This is a genomic window from Micromonospora sp. WMMD734, from assembly GCF_049178975.1.
Taxonomy (GTDB): domain Bacteria; phylum Actinomycetota; class Actinomycetes; order Mycobacteriales; family Micromonosporaceae; genus Micromonospora; species Micromonospora wenchangensis.
In genome coordinates this window covers 969914-987511 of record NZ_JBMHMK010000001.1, presented here as the reverse complement: position 1 = coordinate 987511, position 17598 = coordinate 969914, and the positions used below count along the sequence as shown (strand labels likewise).

The window sequence follows — 17598 nt, the reverse complement described above, 5'->3', positions numbered from 1 at the left end:
GCGGCGCGGTTCAGGGGCGTGCCGCGCGGACCCGTTCGAGGCCGAGCCGGGGACTGGTGACGAGGCGGTAGTCAGCCGACTCCGCGTCGGACAGGGGGTCGCCCCGGACCGGGGTGAAGTCGGGTCCGTCGGAGCCGGGTGCGTGCACCACCTGCAGTTGCGCCCGCACCGCCTCCTCCCGCAACCGGTCGGTGATGACGCGGGTGGACGAGTCGGCCGCCTCCCGCAGGTCGGACAGGCCACCGATGATCTCCGCGAAGGAGCGGGAGGAGACGTCGGCGTCCGGCTGTGCGGACTGCTCGTCGCCGATCAGCCGGTCGGAGGTGCGGAAGAAGCCGTCCTTGCCCAGGTAGCGCTCGTACATGATGGTCACCAGCGCGAACAGCCGCATGTACGCGCGCCGGTAGGCGAACTCGAAGAACCTCAGCGCCTCGGCCTCGTCGACCTCACCACGGTCCACCGAGGCGACGCATGCGGCGGCGGTCAACGCGCTGTAGAGCGCGAGGTGCACGCCGGTGGACAGCAGCGGGTCCAGGAAGCACGCCGCGTCGCCCACTATCGCGTAACCCGGCCCGCAGAACTGGTCGGCGATGTACGAGTAGTCGGTCTCGACCCTCGTCACGCCGAGGAACTCCGCCCCCGCGGTCAGGCCCGCGATGGTCGGCGAGACCGCGATGAGGTGCCGGTACAGGTCGTCTGACGACTGGTGCTCGTGACGGTCCCGGGCGAAGGCGTCCTTGGTGGTGACGTAGCCGATGCTCATCCGCCCGCCGGCCATCGGGATCACCCAGTACCAGCCCTCCGGCGAGGAGATGATGTTGATCCCTCCGGACGGCGTTTCGGGCAGCAGCGTGGCACCGGTCCAGTAGCCCCAGATGCCGACGTTGCGCAGGTTGTTCAGCGGCTCGCGGTTGCCGAAGTGCCGGGCGCTGAGCAGTCCGTTGCGCCCGGTGGCGTCGACCAGGAAGTCGAAGTCGTCGATGGTGAACGGTTTGCCGTCGTCCGGGGTGCACTCCACGGCCACCGGCCGGCCGTCGGCGAAGCGCACCGACCGGCCGGTGACCCCGGTGGTGACGGCGACCCCGTTGCTGCGGGCGTGTTCCAGCAGCAGCGCGTCGAACTCGCTGCGGTCGACCTGCCACGACTGCACCCCGGACTGCGCCTGCCAGTCGAACGTCCACTGGTCGTCGTCCCAGTGGATGACGCCGCCGTTCTTCTTGACGAAGCCGTGGTCGTCGAGGATCTTCGACATGCCGATGGCGTCCAGTACCACCCGGCACGACGGGGTGAGCGACTCCCCCACGTGGTATCGCGGGAAGTGCGCGCTCTCGACGAGTCGCACGTCGAGGCCGGCCTGGGCCATCGCCGTTGCCGCGGTGCTCCCGGCGGGGCCACCACCGATCACGAGGACCTTCATGTCTCTGCCACCTTGCCGTTCCGGCCGTAGCCACGCAGGGATGGTGCACGACGACGCGCGTTTCCACGGCGGCCACCGGGGCCGCCGACGGAATCAGGGGGTGGTGCCGGTCACGGTCGGATCCGGCCGGCGGGTGCCGTGGGTCCCGTACCGGCGGTCGCGCGCCGTACGGGTCGAATCCGATGACGAACGAAGCAGCACAAGCATCCCCGTCCTCGCACGAATGAGATAGACGATCGTACATGAATATCGGTGCGGATACCGCTACGCTCCGTAACCCGGCAGGCTGCGGCGGTGGGCCGGAGCAGCCACCCGTCCGGTGGCCGTACTAGGGTGCTTTCCGGGGCAAAGTGTCCAGGTGGTCGAGGGGGTCCGATGCGGCAGGCCAAACGGCTGAAGAGCGTCCGGTACGACATCCGGGGCCCGGTGCTGCGGCGGGCGCAGGAGATGGAGGCCGCCGGCCACCGGATCCTCAAGCTGAACCTGGGCAACCCGGCGCCCTGGGGGCTGGCCACCCCCGCGCCGATCGTCGCCGACGTGGTGCAGAACCTCGTCGAGGCGCAGGGCTACAGCGACGCCCGGGGCATCTACTCGGCGCGGGTCGCCGTCGCCCAGCGCTACCAGAACCTGGGCGTGACCGGCGTCCAGCCGGACGACGTGCTGCTCGGCAACGGGGTCTCCGAGCTGATCATGATGGTCCTGCAGGCGCTGCTCGACTCCGGCGACGAGGTGCTGGTGCCCAGCCCGGACTACCCGCTCTGGACCGCCGCGGTGAACCTGTGCGGCGGGCAGGCCGTGCACTACCGCTGCGACGAGAGCGCCGGCTGGCAGCCCGACCTGGAGCACCTGGCCTCGCGGATCACCGAACGCACCCGCGCCCTCGTGGTGATCAACCCGAACAACCCGACCGGCGCGGTGTACTCGGAGCAGACCCTGCTCGGAATGATCGAACTGGCCCGCCGGCACGGCCTGATGATCTTCGCCGACGAGATCTACGACCGGATCGTGTACGACGGCGCCACCCACCACACGCTCGCGGCACTCGCCCCGGACGTGCCGGTGGTCAGCATGGGCGGCCTGTCGAAGGTCTACCGGGCCGCCGGCTTCCGCTCCGGCTGGCTCGCCACCAGCGGGTTCACCGGCACCGACACCGACTACGTGAGCGGGCTGCAACTGCTGGCCAACCTCCGGGTCTGCCCGAACGTGCCCGCCCAGCACGCCATCCAGACCGCGCTCGGCGGCTACCAGAGCATCGACGAGCTGATCCGGCCCGGCGGGCGGCTGCTGGAACAGCGCGACCACGCCTGGCGCGAGGTCGTCGCGATCCCCGGCGTCGACTGCGTCAAGCCGGACGGCGCGCTCTACCTCTTCGCCCGCCTCGACCCGGCCGTCCACAAGATCCACGACGACGAGAAGCTCGTGATCGACCTGCTGGAGCAGCAGCACCTGCTGATCTCACACGGCAGCGGCTTCAACATCGACACCCCGGACCACCTGCGCATGGTGTTCCTGGCCCCGACCGACGTCCTCGACGACGCGATCGGCCGCATCCGCACCTTCCTGTCCACCTACCGGCAGTAGGAGGCCGGCCCACCGCAGGCGACACCTCACCCAGGGGCTCGGACGGGGCTGCCAGGTCGGCGGGGAGGACACCGCCCCGACCGCACGGTGCGACGACCGGTGGTGGGCGAGGATGGACCCATGACCGACGAGTTGACCGTAGGGGTACTGGGCACAGGCATCATGGGTGCCGCCATGGCCGGCAATCTCGTCCGGGCGGGGCACGTCGTGCGCGTGTGGAACCGGTCCCCGGACAAGGCGGCGGCCACCGGCGCGACCGTGGCGGACACCCCGGCCGATGCCGTCCGCGACGCCGACGTGATCATCACGATGCTGTACGACGGGGCAGCCGTCCGCGACGTGATCGGGCGGGCCGCACCCGGGCTGCGGCCGGGCGCGGCCTGGTTGCAGACGACCACGGTGGGCCTGGCCGACACCGCCGGCTTGGCCGAGGTCGCCGCCGGGCACGGGGTGGCGTTCTACGACGCACCGGTGCTCGGCACCCGGCAACCCGCCGAGGCCGGCCAACTGACCGTGCTCGCCGCCGGGCCGCAGACCGGCCGGGAGAGGCTCGCCGCGGTGTTCGACGCGATCGCGTCCCGGGTGGTGTGGCTGGGTGAGGACGGCGCGCGGGGCGACGGCACCCGGTTGAAGCTGGTGGCGAACAGTTGGGTCCTGACGGTGACGCACGGCGCGGTCGAGATGCTGGCGTTGGCCGGGGCACTCGGCGTCGACCCGGACCGGTTCTTCGCGGTGATCGAGGGCGGTCCGCTGGACATGGGCTACCTGCACGCCAAGACCGACCTGGTCCGGCAGGGCCGGTTGTCGCCGGCGAGCTTCGCGGTGGAGACGGCCGAGAAGGACGCCCGGCTGATCGTCGCGGCCGGCGAGGAGCACGGGGTACGCCTCGACGTCCTGGCCGCCGGTGCGGAGCGGTTCCGGCGTGCGGCCGCGCAGGGGCACGGGGACGAGGACATGGCGGCCTCGTACCACGCCAGCTTCGTCCCGTGACGCCGCTCCGGCGGCCGACTACCGGTGGTGGTGGGTGAGGCGTCGCAGGGCGGCGTCTCGCGGGCTGTCGTCACCGACCGGTCGCGACGACGACGGCCGGAAAACTCGCGGCCTGGTTCCCGCGACGGGAGCACGGGTGTTGCGCGTCGGGTCGCAGTGGTGATTGTGGACGGTGCCTGGATCGGGCATGCTGACACCGCGCGGTCGGGCCGTTCGGCTCGTCGGGGTGCACACAGCGTGCCCGGACCGCGCCGGGCGGGGATGTGCCTGCCGGAGTGAGGCAACGGCACGTCACACCATCCGCGTCTCCCGATTTCTGCCGCGAATCTGCTGTTTCCACATGCACTGAGGAGTTCCGGTGAAACCGTTCTGGAGAGCTATTCTCGCCGTGCTGTGCGGAGCCGTGCTGGTGGTCGGCCCGCAGACCCCCGCATCGGCGATCGCCGGCGGCACCACCACGTCGTCACTGCACGGGCAGGTGCAGATCTGGAACAACGGAGGGGCCGACTTCCGCTGTACCGGCTCGCTCATCCATGTGCACTACGTGCTCACCGCGGCACACTGCCTCCACAGCAGCCGCCTCGTGGTCAAGGCGGGCGACAAGCGTCTCGGCAGCGGTCAGCGCATCATCGTCGACGGCACGGCGGCGGCGCCGAAGGGCTACGACATGGCGGTCCTGCATCTGGCGTCGAACGTCACCCAGAGCAATCTCGTCGTTCCCTACAGCAGAGACACGGCTCTGCTCAAGACCGGGGTCACCGTGGCCATCCGCGGCTGGGGGCAGACCGAGGAGAACGGGCCTCCGGCGGCGACCCTGCGGGTGTGCAGCCTGCGGGTCGAGCGATCCATCGGTTCGGAGCTGGAGTTGGAGGGAATCAACGGGGTTCCCCTGGACGGTGACTCCGGGGCGGCGGTCTGGCAGAACAACCGCGTCCAGGCCGTGTTCACCCACTCCGACGACGCGCTGGGTGGACTGTCCGTTCCCACCGGTTTCCTGGCCGGCTGGATCAAGAGCGTCAGCGGGGTCGACGGAATCGACTGAACCCGGTCTGATCGCCTGGGCGGCGTGGGCGGGGTCGTCGTCAGGCGGCGTCGACGCTGGAGAGGACGGCGTCCCAGGCCAGTTCGGCGGCGACCGTGCCCAGCCGCAGCGACGGGGCGGGCACCGTCACCTCGTCGGTGGTCAGGGCGAACAGGGTGTCACCGTCGGCGATGGTGTGGAACGGCTGGATCGCCCGGTGCATGGAGCTGTGCACCTGGGTGGCGAACTGGGCGAGTTCGGTGTCGGTCATCCGGACGTTGGTGACCACGGCGGTCAGGGTGGTGTTCCCGCCGGTGGGCGCGAGATCCGGGGTGGCCGCCGCGACCAGCTCGGCGTAGTCCTCGGCCGGGTGGCGACGCCGGCCGGTCGCCGGGTCGAGGTTGCCGCGCACGATCCCGCCGTCGCGGTCGACGATCACACCTATCGCGTTGACCACGGTCAGCACCAGCAGCCGGGCCGGGCCGACGCGGGCGAAGGCGGCACCCTGCCCGCCCCACTCGGCGCGGGCGTTGTCGACCTTGCCGACGGTCGCGCCGACACCCGCGCCGACCCGCCCGACGGCCACCCGGTCGGCGCGTACCGCGCGCAGCCCGTCGGCACCGAGCCCGGCGTCGGGGTAGATGGCGTTGTCCCGGGGCGTGAAGTCGTAGACGACGGCCCCGGACACCACCGGCAGGCTGCCGAAGTCGGTCGCGTAGCCGGTGCGGCGGAGCAGTTCGTCGTAGACACCGGACGCCGCGGCGAGCCCGAAGCTCGACCCGCCGGCGAAGCACAACGCGTGGTGGTACGGGAAACCGCCGCTGACCCCGACGGCCCCGCCCCGCTTGTCGACGGCGGTCCGCGCGCCACCGGGGATGCTGAGCACGGTGACGCCGGTCGGGCCGTCGGGATACTCGGCGGTGCCGATCGCCACGCCGGGCAGGTCGAAGTCGACCCACCTGTCGCCCGCCGCGCCGAGCACCGCGGGTCGCCGCCGGTGGTCGTTGCCGACGGGTGCCGTCGTACGCGGCGGGGCGGGATGGTGCTCGGACATGAGGATCACCGTCTTCCGTGGGGGGTGTGGTGGTGGCGTGTTCCGACCGGGGTCCGGTTCCCTAGACTGGGTTGATGGCCCGTCCCGTCACGCTGCACGATGTCGCGCGCCGGGCGGGTGTCGGCAAGTCCACCGTTTCCAATGTGCTGTCGTGTTCCGGCCGGGTCTCCGAGGCGACCCGGGAACGGGTCCGCGCGGCGATGCAGGAACTGGGGTACGTCCCGAACCGGGCGGCCCGGCAGTTGCGGGGCGGGCGGACCGGCATCATCGGCGTCTACGTCCCGGGCGTGCCGTCCACGTCGGAGTTCTACATGCGGTTCGTCTTCGGCGTCATGGAACGCGCCGCCGCCCGCGACCGGGACGTCACCATCCTGACCGCCTCGGAACACCGCTCGCCCCGGGCGCTCGACGGGGTGATCGTGGCCGATCCGCACCGGGACGACGCGTTCGTGCCGGTCCTGATGCAGGGTGGCATGCCGGTCGTGTGTTTCGAACGCCCCCCGGCCGGGATGCAGCCGGACGTCGTGCTCTGGGCGGACCACCACCGGGCACTCACCGGGCTGCTGGACCGGATGGCCGGGGCCGGGGCCCGGTGTCCCGCCCTGGTGGTGCCGCCGGAGACCGGTGACTGGGCGGCCCAACTGACGGCGGCGCACCGGGACTGGTGCGCCCGGCACGGCGTCGCCGCCGTGGTGGCGCACCATCCGTGGGTGCCGTCGCCGCAGGAGGTGTCCCGGGCGGTCGAACAGGTGCTCGCCCGGCCGGGGGTGGACGCCCTGGTGTGCGCCTCGGTGGACACCGCGCCGACGGCCGTCCAGGTGCTGCACCGGCTCGGCCGCCGGGTCGGGCGGGACGTCCTGCTGGCCAGCGCCACCGAGTCGAGCGCCCTGCGGCTGGGCCAGCCGCCGGTCACCGCGCTCGACCTGTCGCCGTTGGACGCCGGACGCCGCTGCGCCGACCTGCTCGACGAGCTGATCGGTGGCGGCCCGGGTGGGGTCTACGAGCATCCGGTCCACCTGTGGTGGCGGGAGTCGACCCGGGGGTAGGTCACCGGGTCATCCGTTCCAGTGCCTCCTCCATCCGGTCGCCCGCTTCCACCGGGTTGAGTCCGGCCGCGAGACCGTCCTGGTAGACCTGGTCGAGCAGGGGGCGGAAGCGGGCGTAGCGGCGTTCCCAGTCGGCGGAGTCGGTGCGCCAGTAGCCCACGCAGACGGCGCGGTCGCGGGGCAGCCGGTGCACGGTGCGCAGCACGGACCGGGCCTGTCGGCACTCCCCCGCCTCGCCCGCGACCCACACGTAGCCGGGGCCGTCGGGCAGGGTCGTGTCCCGCAGCCGGTCGACGAGGCTGCCCGGGCCCCGGCCGTTACCGACCCCGACCCGGACGTCGACGTGCACCGTGGGGTCGTCGCCGGCGGCGGCGAGCAGGTCCCGGGCGTCGGCCAGGTCCGGCAGGTCCACCAGCACCCGTACCGGGAGGCCGGGGGTGCGTTCCGCGACAGCGCGGGTCGCGGCGGGCAGCCCGGACAGGTCGGTGGCGAGCACCAGCCAGCGGGTGTCGGCGGGGGGACGGAACCAGGCGCGGCACCGCCACAGCAGCAGGCCGGCGCCGGTCTCGGCCTGCCGCGCCCAGGACGTGGCGGGGCCGTGGTCGTGCAGGGCGAAGTCGATGGTCAGCCGTGCCCCGGCGGGGTCGACGGCGCGGACGGAGTAGTTGCGGCCGATGGGCGGGTGCTGCTCGTCGTGGTAGCCCCACACCTCGCCGCGCAGGGTCATCGGCGGCGGGGCCGACTCGCCGGGGCGGGGGAAGTAGAGCGTCACCGACTCGTCCGGCAGGCCCAGGGCGGGGAAGCGGACGAGGTCGGGGCCGCCGAGGACGACCCGTTGCAGGTGCGGGGTCAGCCGGCGGACCTCGTGCACGGTGGCGGTCCAGAAGCCGGGACGGGTGAGTGTGTCGGTCATTTCGCGCTGAACTCCGAGTCGGTGGCCGGGTCGCCGTCGACCGCGGTGGCGAGCGCGGGGACGATCTTGTCCAGGACGTAGGGCAGGCTCAGCACGGAGGCGAACGCCAGCGCGCCGTTGGCCTCGGTGCCGAGGAAGACGTCCCGGCGTTGGGTACGGACGTCCAGCCGGGTGTAGAGCGGGTCGCCGAGCAGGGTGGTCACGCCGGGGTCGGTGGCCGCCTCGGACCAGACGGCGACGTCCACGTCCACCAGGTCGAACCGTTCGCGGCTGATGGTGGCGGACTGGTTGGCGTTCGCGGTGAGGGTGGTGACCTCGGGCGTCATGGTCAGCCCCAGGTCGAGCAGCACCTTCGAGGCGGTGGTCTCGGGGCTGAACAGGTAGTACTGGCCTTCGTAGGTGGAGGCGAACACGGTGCTGGCACCCTTGAGGCGGGGATGCGCGCCGGCGACCGAGGCGATCCGCTGTTCCAGGTCGGTGACGAGTTTCTCGGCTTCGGCGCTGCGGCCGGTGATCTGACCGGCGGCCCGGGTCATCTGCTGCCAGGTCACCGCCCAACTGCCGTCCCCCGCCGGCTGGGCGACGGTGGGGGCGATCTTGGTGAGCAGGTCGTACTCCTGGCGGGACATGCCGGAGGAGAGGCCGACGATGACGTCGGGGCGCAGCGCGGCGATCTGTTCGTAGTCGAGTTCGGCGCGGGCCAGCACCTCCGGTTTGGCCGTGCCGAGTCGTTCCCGGGCCCACGGCCAGGTCGCGTTCGGCATGTTGCCGTACCAGTCGCGGATCGCCACCGGCACCTCGCCGAGGGCGAGGAAGTAGTCCTGCTCCTTGAGGCCCACCACCACGATCCGTTCGGGCTTGGCGGTGAGGGTGGTCGCGCCGAAGGCGTGGGTGAGGGTGGTGGGGAACGCGGCGTCGGACGAGCCGGACGCGGGGTCGGCGGGGCTCGCCCCGTCGGCGGCGCAACCGCCGGCCACCAGCAGGGCGAGCGCCAGTGCGGCGGCGGTCAGGAGTGTGCTCAGCCGGCGAGGGCGGGAGTGTGACATGGCATTCGATCCTCAGGAGGGGCAGCGAGAACGACGTTCCCAGTGGCTTAGGGTAGGTTTACCTTAGCCAGTGATGGAACGTTCCACCATGAAGTGAGTCACAGTGTCGGTCGCCACCCCCGCCGGCTTACGCCGCCCCCGCCTGCTCGCCGCCGGGCTGCTCGCCTGCGCGCTCGCCCTGCTGGCCGCAATCACCGCCAGCCTCGCCGTCGGCGCACTGCCCCTGACGACCGGCACCGTGCTGCGGGCACTCGTCGCCCACAACGACAGCGAGGCGGGCCTGATCGTCTGGGAGGTCCGGCTGCCCCGTACGGCGATCGCGGTCTGCGTCGGCGCGGCCCTGGCCCTGGCCGGCACCCTGATGCAGGCCCTCACCCGCAACCCCCTCGCCGACCCCGGGCTGCTGGGCGTCAACGCCGGAGCAGCCGCCGCCGTGGTCGCCGGCATCCTCGCCGGGGTGAGCAGCCAACGCGGACACCTGCTGCTCGCCCTGCTCGGCGCGGGCCTCGCCGCCGGCCTGGTCACCGCCATCGGCGGCACCCGAGGGCCGGGCAGGGCCGAGGACGGCCGGCTGGTCCTGGCCGGCGCGGCCGTCGGCGCCTGCCTGACCGGGGCCGTCGCCGGGGTCACCCTGATCGACCAGACCGCGTTCGACAGGTACCGCTTCTGGGCCGTCGGCAGCCTCGCCGACCAGCCGCCGTCCGCCCTGCTCACCGCGGCACCGGCGCTGCTCGCCGGCCTGCTCGTCACCGTCGGCGTGATCCGGCCGTTGGACGTGTTGCGCTTCGGCGACGAGGGCGGCACCGCGTTGGGGGTCAGCCCCGGCCGCACCCGGCTGCTCGCGCTGGTCGCCACCACCCTGCTCTGCGGCGGCGCGACCGCCGTGGCCGGCCCGATCGGCTTCCTCGGGCTCGCCGTCCCGCACGCCGCCCGGGCGATCTGCGGCCCCCGGCTCGGGTGGATCGTCGCCTACGCCTGCCTGCTCGGCCCGATCCTGCTGATCACCGCCGACGTGCTCGGCCGGCTCCTGGCCCGCCCCGGAGAGATCGAGGTCGCGATCGTCATGGGCGCCATCGGTGCCCCCGTGTTCATCGCCCTGGTCCGCGCCCGGAGGATTCCCCGCCCATGACCACCGCCCCGACCAGCGCCCCGGGTCGCCGCACCCGCCGTCGGCACACCCGCCGCGCCGCCCTGGCCTGCCTCGTCGCGCTGGCCCTCGGCACCGGGCTGGCCGTCGTCGCCCTGGCCAGCGGCCGGTACGCCACCCCGCCGCACGACCTGTGGCCGGTGCTGACCGGGGGCGGCGACCCCGGCCTGCGGTTCGTCCTGTTCGAGCTGCGGCTGCCCCGGATCGGCACCGCACTCGCCGTCGGAGCCGCCCTCGGCGCGGCCGGCGCACTCTTCCAGAGCGCCAGCCGCAACCCCCTCGGCAGCCCCGACATCGTCGGCTTCACCGTCGGCGCCGCCACCGGCGCACTCGTCGTCCTGCTGGTGCTCCACGACACCCGACTCACCCCGGCCGTGGGCGCGGTGCTCGGCGGTGCCGCCGTCGCCGGGGCGGCCCTGCTGCTCGGCGGAACCGGGCAACGCCTCATCCTCGTCGGGATCGGCCTGTCCGCCCTGCTCACCTCCGTCAACGCGTACCTGCTGACCCGCGCCGAGGTGACCGACGCGCAGAACGCCGCCGTCTGGCTCGTCGGCAGCCTCAACGGCAGCGGTACGCACCTGCCGCTGCTGCTCTGGGCGCTCGCCGCACTGCTGCCACCCGCCGGGCTGGCGGCCCGGGGGCTGCGACTCATCGAGAACGGCGGGGACAAGGCACTCAGCCTCGGCGTACCCGTACGCCGGCAACGCCTCACCGCGACGGCCCTGGCGGTCGCGCTCACCGCCGTCGGGGTCGCCGGCGCCGGACCGGTCGGCTTCGTCGCCCTGGCCGCCCCCCACCTGGCCCGCCGCCTCACCCGCGTCGCCGCTCCCCTGGTGACCACCAGCGCGGTGTTCGGCGCGGTGCTGCTGCTCGCCGCCGACCAGCTCGCCCAGCGGCTCGTCCCCGGGCAGCAACTGCCCGTCGGCGCGGTCACCGGCGTCGTCGGCGGCGGCTACCTCGCTCTCGTCCTGGCCTGGAGCTGGCGAGGGAGGCCCGGGTGAGCCGCCGCCCGTCCCGCACCACACCGCCATTCCGGAGGCAACCATGACCACCCCGCCCACAATCGAACTGGACTCGGTCACCGTCGGCTACGACCGGCGGACCGTCTGCCGGGACGTCTCCCTGCGGATCGCCGAGGGCAGCTTCACCGTCTTCATCGGGCCCAACGGGTGCGGCAAGTCCACCCTGCTACGCACCATCGCCCGGGTGTTGCGGCCCAGCGCGGGCCGGGTGGCCGTGGCCGGCCGCGACGTGCGCGGCTACCGCCGACGGCAGTACGCCCGCACCGTGGGCCTGCTACCCCAGGGCATCGAGGCACCGGCGGGGATGACCGTCACCGACCTGGTGCTGCGCGGGCGGCATCCGCACCGGTCGGCGTTGAGCCGCTGGACGGCGCAGGACGAACGGGCAGTCACCGCGGCGCTGGCCGCCACCGGCACCACCGACCTCGGCGACCGGGTGCTGACGGAACTCTCCGGGGGCCAGCGGCAACGCGCCTGGCTGGCCATGCTGCTGGCGCAGGACACCCCGGTCCTGCTGCTCGACGAACCGACCACCTACCTCGACATCGCCCACCAGTACGAGGTCCTCGACCTGCTCGCCGACCTGCACGCCGGCGGCCGGACCGTGGTCGCCGTCCTGCACGACCTCAACCAGGCGGCCCGCTACGCCACCGACCTGGTGGTGCTGCGCGACGGCCAGGTCGTCACGACCGGCCGCCCGGCGACGGTGCTCACCCCGGACCTCGTCGCCGACGTGTTCGGGTTGCGCTGCCGGATCGTGCCCGACCCGGTGACGGGCACGCCCGCGGTGTTCCCCGAGTCGTCCCGCCCCCACCCGACCGGCCCCGTGGTGGTGCCCGGTGGATGAGCGGACCACCCCCGCCGAGGGCGGGCCGCCGATGCGGCAGCCCGCCCGGTCGGCGGCGGAAGCCCCGGCCCTGGACATCGCTACCTACCAGTCATGACCGACGGGGGCTTCACCGCCGTGCGGCGCTAGCGCGGGCCCCGCCGGGGTCGGGGGACGATCTTCTCGGCGTCGACCACGGTGAACGAGGCGTACGGGTGGACGCCGCCGCTGACGACCGCGTCGGCCTGCCGGTCGCCCAGGAGCACCGCACGGAAGAACGCGGTGACGTATCCGGCGCTGACCTGCCGCTGTTCGGTCTCGGTCAGTTTGCGGGTCACGTGTGACCACTCGATCGGCGGTTCGGGGGTGCCGCTGTCCGGGTCCCAGTCCGGGAAGGTCGGGGTGCCACACCAGCCCGGTGCCGGACCGAAGCCCTGGTCGTCGACGGCGCCGACCTGCCCGCTGCCGGGGGACCACTGGGTGTTGAGGAAGTTGTGGTTCGCGCCACGGACATGCCAGGTGTAGACCGGCTCGCGTGTGTGGCCGATCGCCAACTTCGCATAGTCGAGACCCTGCTCGCTGTCGCAGCCGCCGACCCAGACCGCGAGCGGTGCCGAGGTCACCCGGTAGAGCTTGGCATCCGGGGAACCAGGGTTGGTGGCGGTGCCCGAGCCGGCGGCGGCGAGGGCGAGGACGCCGGCCACGCGTACGCCTGCCGGCAGGTCGGCGCGGTGGACGTCGGCGGCGTGCCAGGCCACCGCCCGGCCGCCGCGTGAGTGGCCGAGTGTCCCCGTACGGGAGAAGTCGATCCTGCCTTTGAGGTCCGGGGTCGGGCCGCTGAAGTGGCCGGCCAGGGCGCCACGGCCGGTGCGGGCCAGTTCGGTCCAGAGCGCGAGATGCTTGTTGATGAGCTTCGCGCGCGCGTTGTCGGCCTCGGTGCCGATCTGACCGGCGTTGATCCCGTTGGCGCTGATCGAGACGACGACCATTCCCTGGGCGGCGAGCTGTCGGGCGAGGTAGTCGTAGCCCCGGTAGCTGGGCAGTGCGGCGACACCGGGCGCGCAGGGCCACTGCCAGAGCCGGTGGAGGGCGTCCAACCAGCGCGGGTCGTCGTAGTAGTCGTCCGGCGACTCCTTCTCGATACGGGCCGCCTCGGCGTCGGCAGCCCGGTCGGCGCAGGTGGACCAGTAGCCGTGCGAGAGCACCACCAGCGGGAACGGCCCCTTGCCGGCGGCCGGGTAGTGCACGTTGCCGGTCAGCTCGATCGGTGCCAGGGTCGACGAGTCCGGGCCGTCGGTGTGGAAACCGGCGACGGTGAACGCGCGGTCGCCGAGGGTGTAGTCGAGCGACCTGACCGGATAGGTGCGGTCCTTCGCCTGGGCGGGTGACGTGGGCACGAGGCCGGCGGCGACCAGGGCCACTGCGGCCAGGCCCTTCAGCAATGACAACCTTTTCTCCTTCACGGGGACCGGGGGCTGGTACGTGCCACATCCTGGCGAACCCTTGTCAGGAACCTGTGGTGATCCGGTAGTGGTCCCGTTCTCCACCTGTTTCGATGTCCTGACGCCTCCTAGACTCGCCGCCGTGAACGCGAACGTGCTCGTCGCCGAGGACGACCCCAAGCAGGCCGAACTGCTCCGGCGGTATCTGGAGCACGAGGGTCACCGGGTGTCGGTGGTCCACGACGGCCGGGCCGCGCTGGACGAGATCCGCCACCGCCCGCCGGACCTGCTGGTGCTGGACGTCATGATGCCGCGCGTCGACGGCCTCGACGTGTGCCGCATCCTGCGTCGGGACTCCGACGTGCCGGTGCTGATGGTCACCGCCCGCAGCACCGAGGACGACCTGCTGCTGGGCCTGGACCTGGGCGCCGACGACTACCTGACGAAGCCGTACAGCCCGCGGGAACTGGCGGCGCGGGTGCGCACCCTGCTCCGCCGGACCCGGTCCACGCCTGCGCTGCCTGTCACGCCGGTGCTGCGGGTGGGCGACCTCCTCCTTGATCCGGTACGCCACGAGGTCACCGTCGCGGGCAGCCCGGTGGTGTGCACCCCGGGCGAGTTCGCCCTGTTGAGCGCGTTCGCTGCGGAGCCGGGTAGGGCGTTCAGCCGCGACCAGCTGCTCCGCCGGCTGCACGGGCTCGACTCGTACGTCACCGCCCGCACGGTCGACGTGCACGTGATGAACCTGCGCCGGAAGATCGAGACGGATCCGCGACGGCCGGCACGGCTGCTCACCGTGTACGGCATCGGGTACAAACTCGCCGATGGCTGAGTGGTGCGGACGCGGCAGCCTCCTGGTCCGGCTGCTCGCCCTGAGCGTGGTCATCTCCGTACTCTCGATCTCGGCGACCGCCTGGCTCGCCGTACGCGACACGACCCGGGCGCTGCAACAGGAACGCGGCCGGGCGCTCGCCGACGACGCGCGGATCTACGACGCCCTGCTCGGGCACGCCGCGACACACCACGACTGGACGGGCGTGTCGCCACTGGTGCGGTCCCTCGCGGCCGACACCGAGCGACGGATCGTCCTGACCGACCGCAACCGCACCCCGCTCGCCGCGTCCGGTGCGGGAGCCCTGCCGCAGCGGGCCTCTGCCACCGTCGACCCGCTCGACGTCGACACCGATCTGGCGGGCACGGCGGGAGCCGGCGGCATCGACGCGCGGGCCACCGGCCCGTACCAGCTACCGGACGCCGAACGGACCGCGCTGCGCAGATTGGCGGTGCGGGCACTGGACTGTCTGCACGGTCCGCTCGACCCCGCCCCGCTGACTGCGGCGGAAGGGTTGTTTCCGGTCCGTACCGACGCGGAGATCGTCGTCGCCCCCAGCGGCCGGCCCCGCATCGTGTCCCGGGGCGCCACCGTCATCGGCGACGCGCGGTGCGCCGGGGAGTTCGACGCGTTGGCCGAGCCGACCGCCACCGAACGACAAGCGCTGGACCAGCTCGACGACCTGGTCAACACCTGCCTGGGCCGCCGGCGGATTCCGGCGGTGCGAACCGACCTCGACGGACAGTGGACCCCGGCCGGGTCCGGCCCGATCGCCACCGAACGACGCGACGACGTCGACGGTTGTGTCGCCGGGGCCCGACGCACCCAGATCGCCGGCCACGTCGCGCCACCCGTGTTGCTGTTCGTCACCGACCCGGGTACCCCGGCGCCGGTCGGCGCGTTCGATCTCACCCCGGCCAACCGGTTGCGGATCTTCGGGGTGGCCGGGGTGGTGCTGCTCGTCGCGGTCGGCGTCACGGTCCTGGTGGGGGTGCGCCTGGTCCGACCACTACACGCGTTGACCGCCGCGGCCGGGCGGATGCGCAACGGCGACACCACGGCACGGGTGCGGGTCGCCGGACGCGACGAGATCGCCCGGCTCGGCACCGCGTTCAACGAGATGGCGGAACAGCGGTGCCGGGTCGAGCAACTGCGCCGCGACATGGTCGGCGACATCGCCCACGAGATGCGTACGCCGGTGACGAACATCCGCGGCTGGTTGGAGGCAGCCGAGGACGGGGTGGTCGAACTCGATGTGGACCTGGTCAGCTCGCTGCTGGACGAGGCGCTGCTCCTCCAGCACGTCATCGACGACCTTCAGGATCTCGCCGCAGCCGACGCGGGCGAGCTGACACTGCACCGGCAACAGGTCGAGGTGCCCAGGCTGCTGCGCGAGGTCGCGGACGCCTTCGCCCCCGCCGCCGAGTCCGCCGGGGTCGCGCTGGTCGTCGATGCCGTACCCGGCACGCTCGACGCCGATCCGATCCGGCTCCGGCAGGCCATCGGCAATTTGATCACCAACGCGATCCGGCACACGCCCGCCGACGGCCGGGTCACGCTCTCCGCCCGACACCGGGCAGCGTACGTCGAGATCGTCGTGGCCGACACCGGGCCGGGGATTCCGGAGGAACAGCGTGACCTCGTCTTCGAACGGTTCTGGCGGGCCGAGAAATCCCGCAACCGGCGGACGGGCGGCAGCGGTCTCGGGCTCGCCATCGTCCGCAAGATCGCCGAATCACACGGCGGCACCTCGGCGGTCTCCGGCACCGTCGGGACGGGGGCGGTGTTCACCCTTCGCCTTCCGGCCGCAGCCGGTCAGGCCGACCCGCCACACGGAGCCCCGCTCCCCGACCGACCCTGACCCCGCACCGCAGTGACCGGGTGGGGACTCGCCTGCGCAATGCCGGGGCCACCGGCGCCGACCTCCCAGCACCGCCAGCCCGCCCGCATCCCGAGCCGGTCGACGTGCCCCCGGGTGACGGTCGGCTGCGGCTCGGACCCGGGGCCGGCGGAGGGCTTCGGTGAACTCACATCCCCATCCTCACGACCGACCGCCTCCGGTGCCAGTACGACGCCGCACAGAAGCCGGATGCAACCGGACACGGGACGAGCGGTCTCGTCGGACCGCGCGCGAGTCGGCGGCTCGTCGCGGCCGGCGGCTGGCCGGTCACGGGAACCCGTCAGCGGTTCACTGCACCTGGTACGCGCCGCCGCACGCCTCGGCGAGGGTCGACCCGAACAGCGCCGCCGGCGTGTACGCGCCCGGTTTCCCCTGCCCGTCGAGCAGCCGCCGGACCACCTCGGCGGGCACCGTCGCCGTCCAGGACTGGGCCTCGCCGACCCGCAGCCAGCCCTCGCGGATGCTGCCGTCCGGCCATTCCACGACGGCGTGGCCCCAGGAGTGCTCGCGGGGCTTCGGGCGGGCCCTGGTCGCTACCGTGGCGAGCCGTCGCCGCAGGAGGGCGCGCACCGGGCCGATCGCGAGCAGCGCGGTCGCCACGGGCAGCACCGCGCGCATGACCGGGGAGGACGGGGCCTCGCTCGATGCGGCGAGCACGTCCGCTGCGCCGCTGGCCCGTTGGGCGGCCATCAGTTCGCCGAGCGGCATGCCGGCGGTGGTCACCGTGGACCCGTCGGGCAGGACCAGTTTCATCGGGTCGCTGCCGAGACGGGCCGGGGTGAGTCGTCCGTCGCGGTACCGGCGGCCCTGGAACCGCCCACCGCCCTCGACTCCGGGGATGCCCTCCACGAGCGTGGCGGCCAGGGCGTCGCCGACGACGCCGTCCTCGGTGGCCAACGAGGGCACCATGTCGACCCGGACCCGCCGGGGTGTCGGCCGCCCCTGGCAGAGCTTCACCACGACGCTCTCGGTGGCGGTCACGCCGAAGCCGGCTCCCGTGACGGCCGTGCGTCCCGCTGCCGTCAACTCGCCGTGCCGGCCGAGGACCGCCGACACCGAGGCCAGATCGTTGGCGAGGTCGAGGTAGTGGCCGGTCGGGAGGCACGCGTCCAGCAGGGGCAGGGCCGTTTCGATGAACGGTCCGACGGTGTTGACCACCACGGCCGGCCGCTCCCGGCGGATCGCGGCCACGGTCTCGCGGACCGAGCCGGCCACCATCGTCGGCAGCCCGCCGGCGGCGGCCTCGAGCCGTTCGGCGTCCCGGCCGACCAGCACCGGCTCGATGTCCCGTCGGCGCAGTTCGGCCGCGATAGCGCGCCCGCTGCGGCCGGTGCCGCCGAGGATCCATACGTCGGTCATGG

At 73.0% G+C, this 17598-nt stretch carries 15 protein-coding genes; 9 read left to right on the top strand and 6 right to left on the bottom strand.

Going from position 1 to position 17598, the window contains the following annotated elements; translation table 11 throughout:
• Positions 1-10: 10 nt before the first annotated feature.
• Complete coding sequence (locus ACN267_RS04355) at positions 11-1417, bottom strand: NAD(P)/FAD-dependent oxidoreductase (protein ID WP_421487981.1); 1407 nt, start codon at positions 1415-1417, stop codon at positions 11-13.
• A 375-nt stretch (positions 1418-1792) separates the two neighbouring features.
• On the opposite strand from ACN267_RS04355, the gene ACN267_RS04350 reads away from it, so the two are divergent.
• The 3 genes from ACN267_RS04350 (at position 1793) to ACN267_RS04340 (ending at position 5030) form a co-directional block, all read left to right on the top strand.
• Entirely contained in the window at positions 1793-2998 is a 1206-nt protein-coding gene (locus ACN267_RS04350; protein WP_204961715.1) for a pyridoxal phosphate-dependent aminotransferase, read from the top strand.
• A gap of 120 nt (positions 2999-3118) precedes the next feature.
• Positions 3119-3988 (top strand): NAD(P)-dependent oxidoreductase, encoded by an 870-nt coding sequence (locus ACN267_RS04345; RefSeq protein ID WP_281896156.1) that lies wholly within the window; start codon positions 3119-3121, stop codon positions 3986-3988.
• Between the two features lie 358 nt (positions 3989-4346).
• Positions 4347-5030: a trypsin-like serine protease gene (locus ACN267_RS04340; protein ID WP_204961713.1), complete on the top strand. Its 684-nt coding sequence runs from the start codon at positions 4347-4349 to the stop codon at positions 5028-5030.
• A gap of 40 nt (positions 5031-5070) precedes the next feature.
• Here the strand turns inward: ACN267_RS04340 and ACN267_RS04335 are convergent, their stop codons facing one another.
• Positions 5071-6063, bottom strand: a complete 993-nt coding sequence (locus tag ACN267_RS04335; RefSeq protein ID WP_421487980.1) for a P1 family peptidase — start codon at positions 6061-6063, stop codon at positions 5071-5073.
• Between the two features lie 74 nt (positions 6064-6137).
• On the opposite strand from ACN267_RS04335, the gene ACN267_RS04330 reads away from it, so the two are divergent.
• Positions 6138-7109, top strand: coding sequence for a LacI family DNA-binding transcriptional regulator (locus ACN267_RS04330; protein WP_421487979.1), 972 nt, complete (start codon positions 6138-6140; stop codon positions 7107-7109).
• Position 7110: 1 nt separating this feature from the next.
• On the opposite strand, the gene ACN267_RS04325 is transcribed toward ACN267_RS04330, so the two are convergent.
• Both ACN267_RS04325 and ACN267_RS04320 read right to left on the bottom strand, forming a co-directional pair.
• Positions 7111-8022 (bottom strand): siderophore-interacting protein, encoded by a 912-nt coding sequence (locus ACN267_RS04325; RefSeq protein WP_204961710.1) that lies wholly within the window; start codon positions 8020-8022, stop codon positions 7111-7113.
• Positions 8019-9068 carry an iron-siderophore ABC transporter substrate-binding protein gene (locus ACN267_RS04320; protein ID WP_204961709.1) on the bottom strand — a complete coding sequence of 350 codons (1050 nt, stop codon included), beginning with the start codon at positions 9066-9068 and terminating at the stop codon, positions 8019-8021. The genes ACN267_RS04325 and ACN267_RS04320 overlap by 4 nt, the downstream gene beginning before the upstream one ends.
• A 103-nt stretch (positions 9069-9171) precedes the next feature.
• Here ACN267_RS04320 and ACN267_RS04315 point away from each other — a divergent pair, with 103 nt between their 5' ends.
• From ACN267_RS04315 to ACN267_RS04305, 3 genes are read left to right on the top strand one after another with little or no spacing between them, the layout of a single operon-like run.
• Positions 9172-10197, top strand: a complete 1026-nt coding sequence (locus tag ACN267_RS04315; protein WP_204961708.1) for a FecCD family ABC transporter permease — start codon at positions 9172-9174, stop codon at positions 10195-10197.
• On the top strand, positions 10194-11216 hold the full coding sequence (locus ACN267_RS04310; RefSeq protein ID WP_421487978.1) for a FecCD family ABC transporter permease: 1023 nt from the start codon (positions 10194-10196) through the stop codon (positions 11214-11216). The genes ACN267_RS04315 and ACN267_RS04310 overlap by 4 nt, the downstream gene beginning before the upstream one ends.
• 43 nt (positions 11217-11259) lie before the next feature.
• On the top strand, positions 11260-12084 hold the full coding sequence (locus ACN267_RS04305) for an ABC transporter ATP-binding protein (protein WP_281896143.1): 825 nt from the start codon (positions 11260-11262) through the stop codon (positions 12082-12084).
• 125 nt (positions 12085-12209) lie between these two features.
• Here the strand turns inward: ACN267_RS04305 and ACN267_RS04300 are convergent, their stop codons facing one another.
• Positions 12210-13511 (bottom strand): hypothetical protein, encoded by a 1302-nt coding sequence (locus ACN267_RS04300; protein WP_421487977.1) that lies wholly within the window; start codon positions 13509-13511, stop codon positions 12210-12212.
• Positions 13512-13647: 136 nt separating this feature from the next.
• On the opposite strand from ACN267_RS04300, the gene ACN267_RS04295 reads away from it, so the two are divergent.
• Positions 13648-14337 carry a response regulator transcription factor gene (locus ACN267_RS04295; protein WP_204961701.1) on the top strand — a complete coding sequence of 230 codons (690 nt, stop codon included), beginning with the start codon at positions 13648-13650 and terminating at the stop codon, positions 14335-14337.
• Positions 14330-16198, top strand: a complete 1869-nt coding sequence (locus ACN267_RS04290; RefSeq protein WP_421487976.1) for a sensor histidine kinase — start codon at positions 14330-14332, stop codon at positions 16196-16198. The genes ACN267_RS04295 and ACN267_RS04290 overlap by 8 nt, the downstream gene beginning before the upstream one ends.
• A 327-nt stretch (positions 16199-16525) precedes the next feature.
• Here ACN267_RS04290 and ACN267_RS04285 read toward each other — a convergent pair whose 3' ends face one another.
• Complete coding sequence (locus ACN267_RS04285; protein WP_421487975.1) at positions 16526-17596, bottom strand: hypothetical protein; 1071 nt, start codon at positions 17594-17596, stop codon at positions 16526-16528.
• Positions 17597-17598 lie beyond the last annotated feature (2 nt).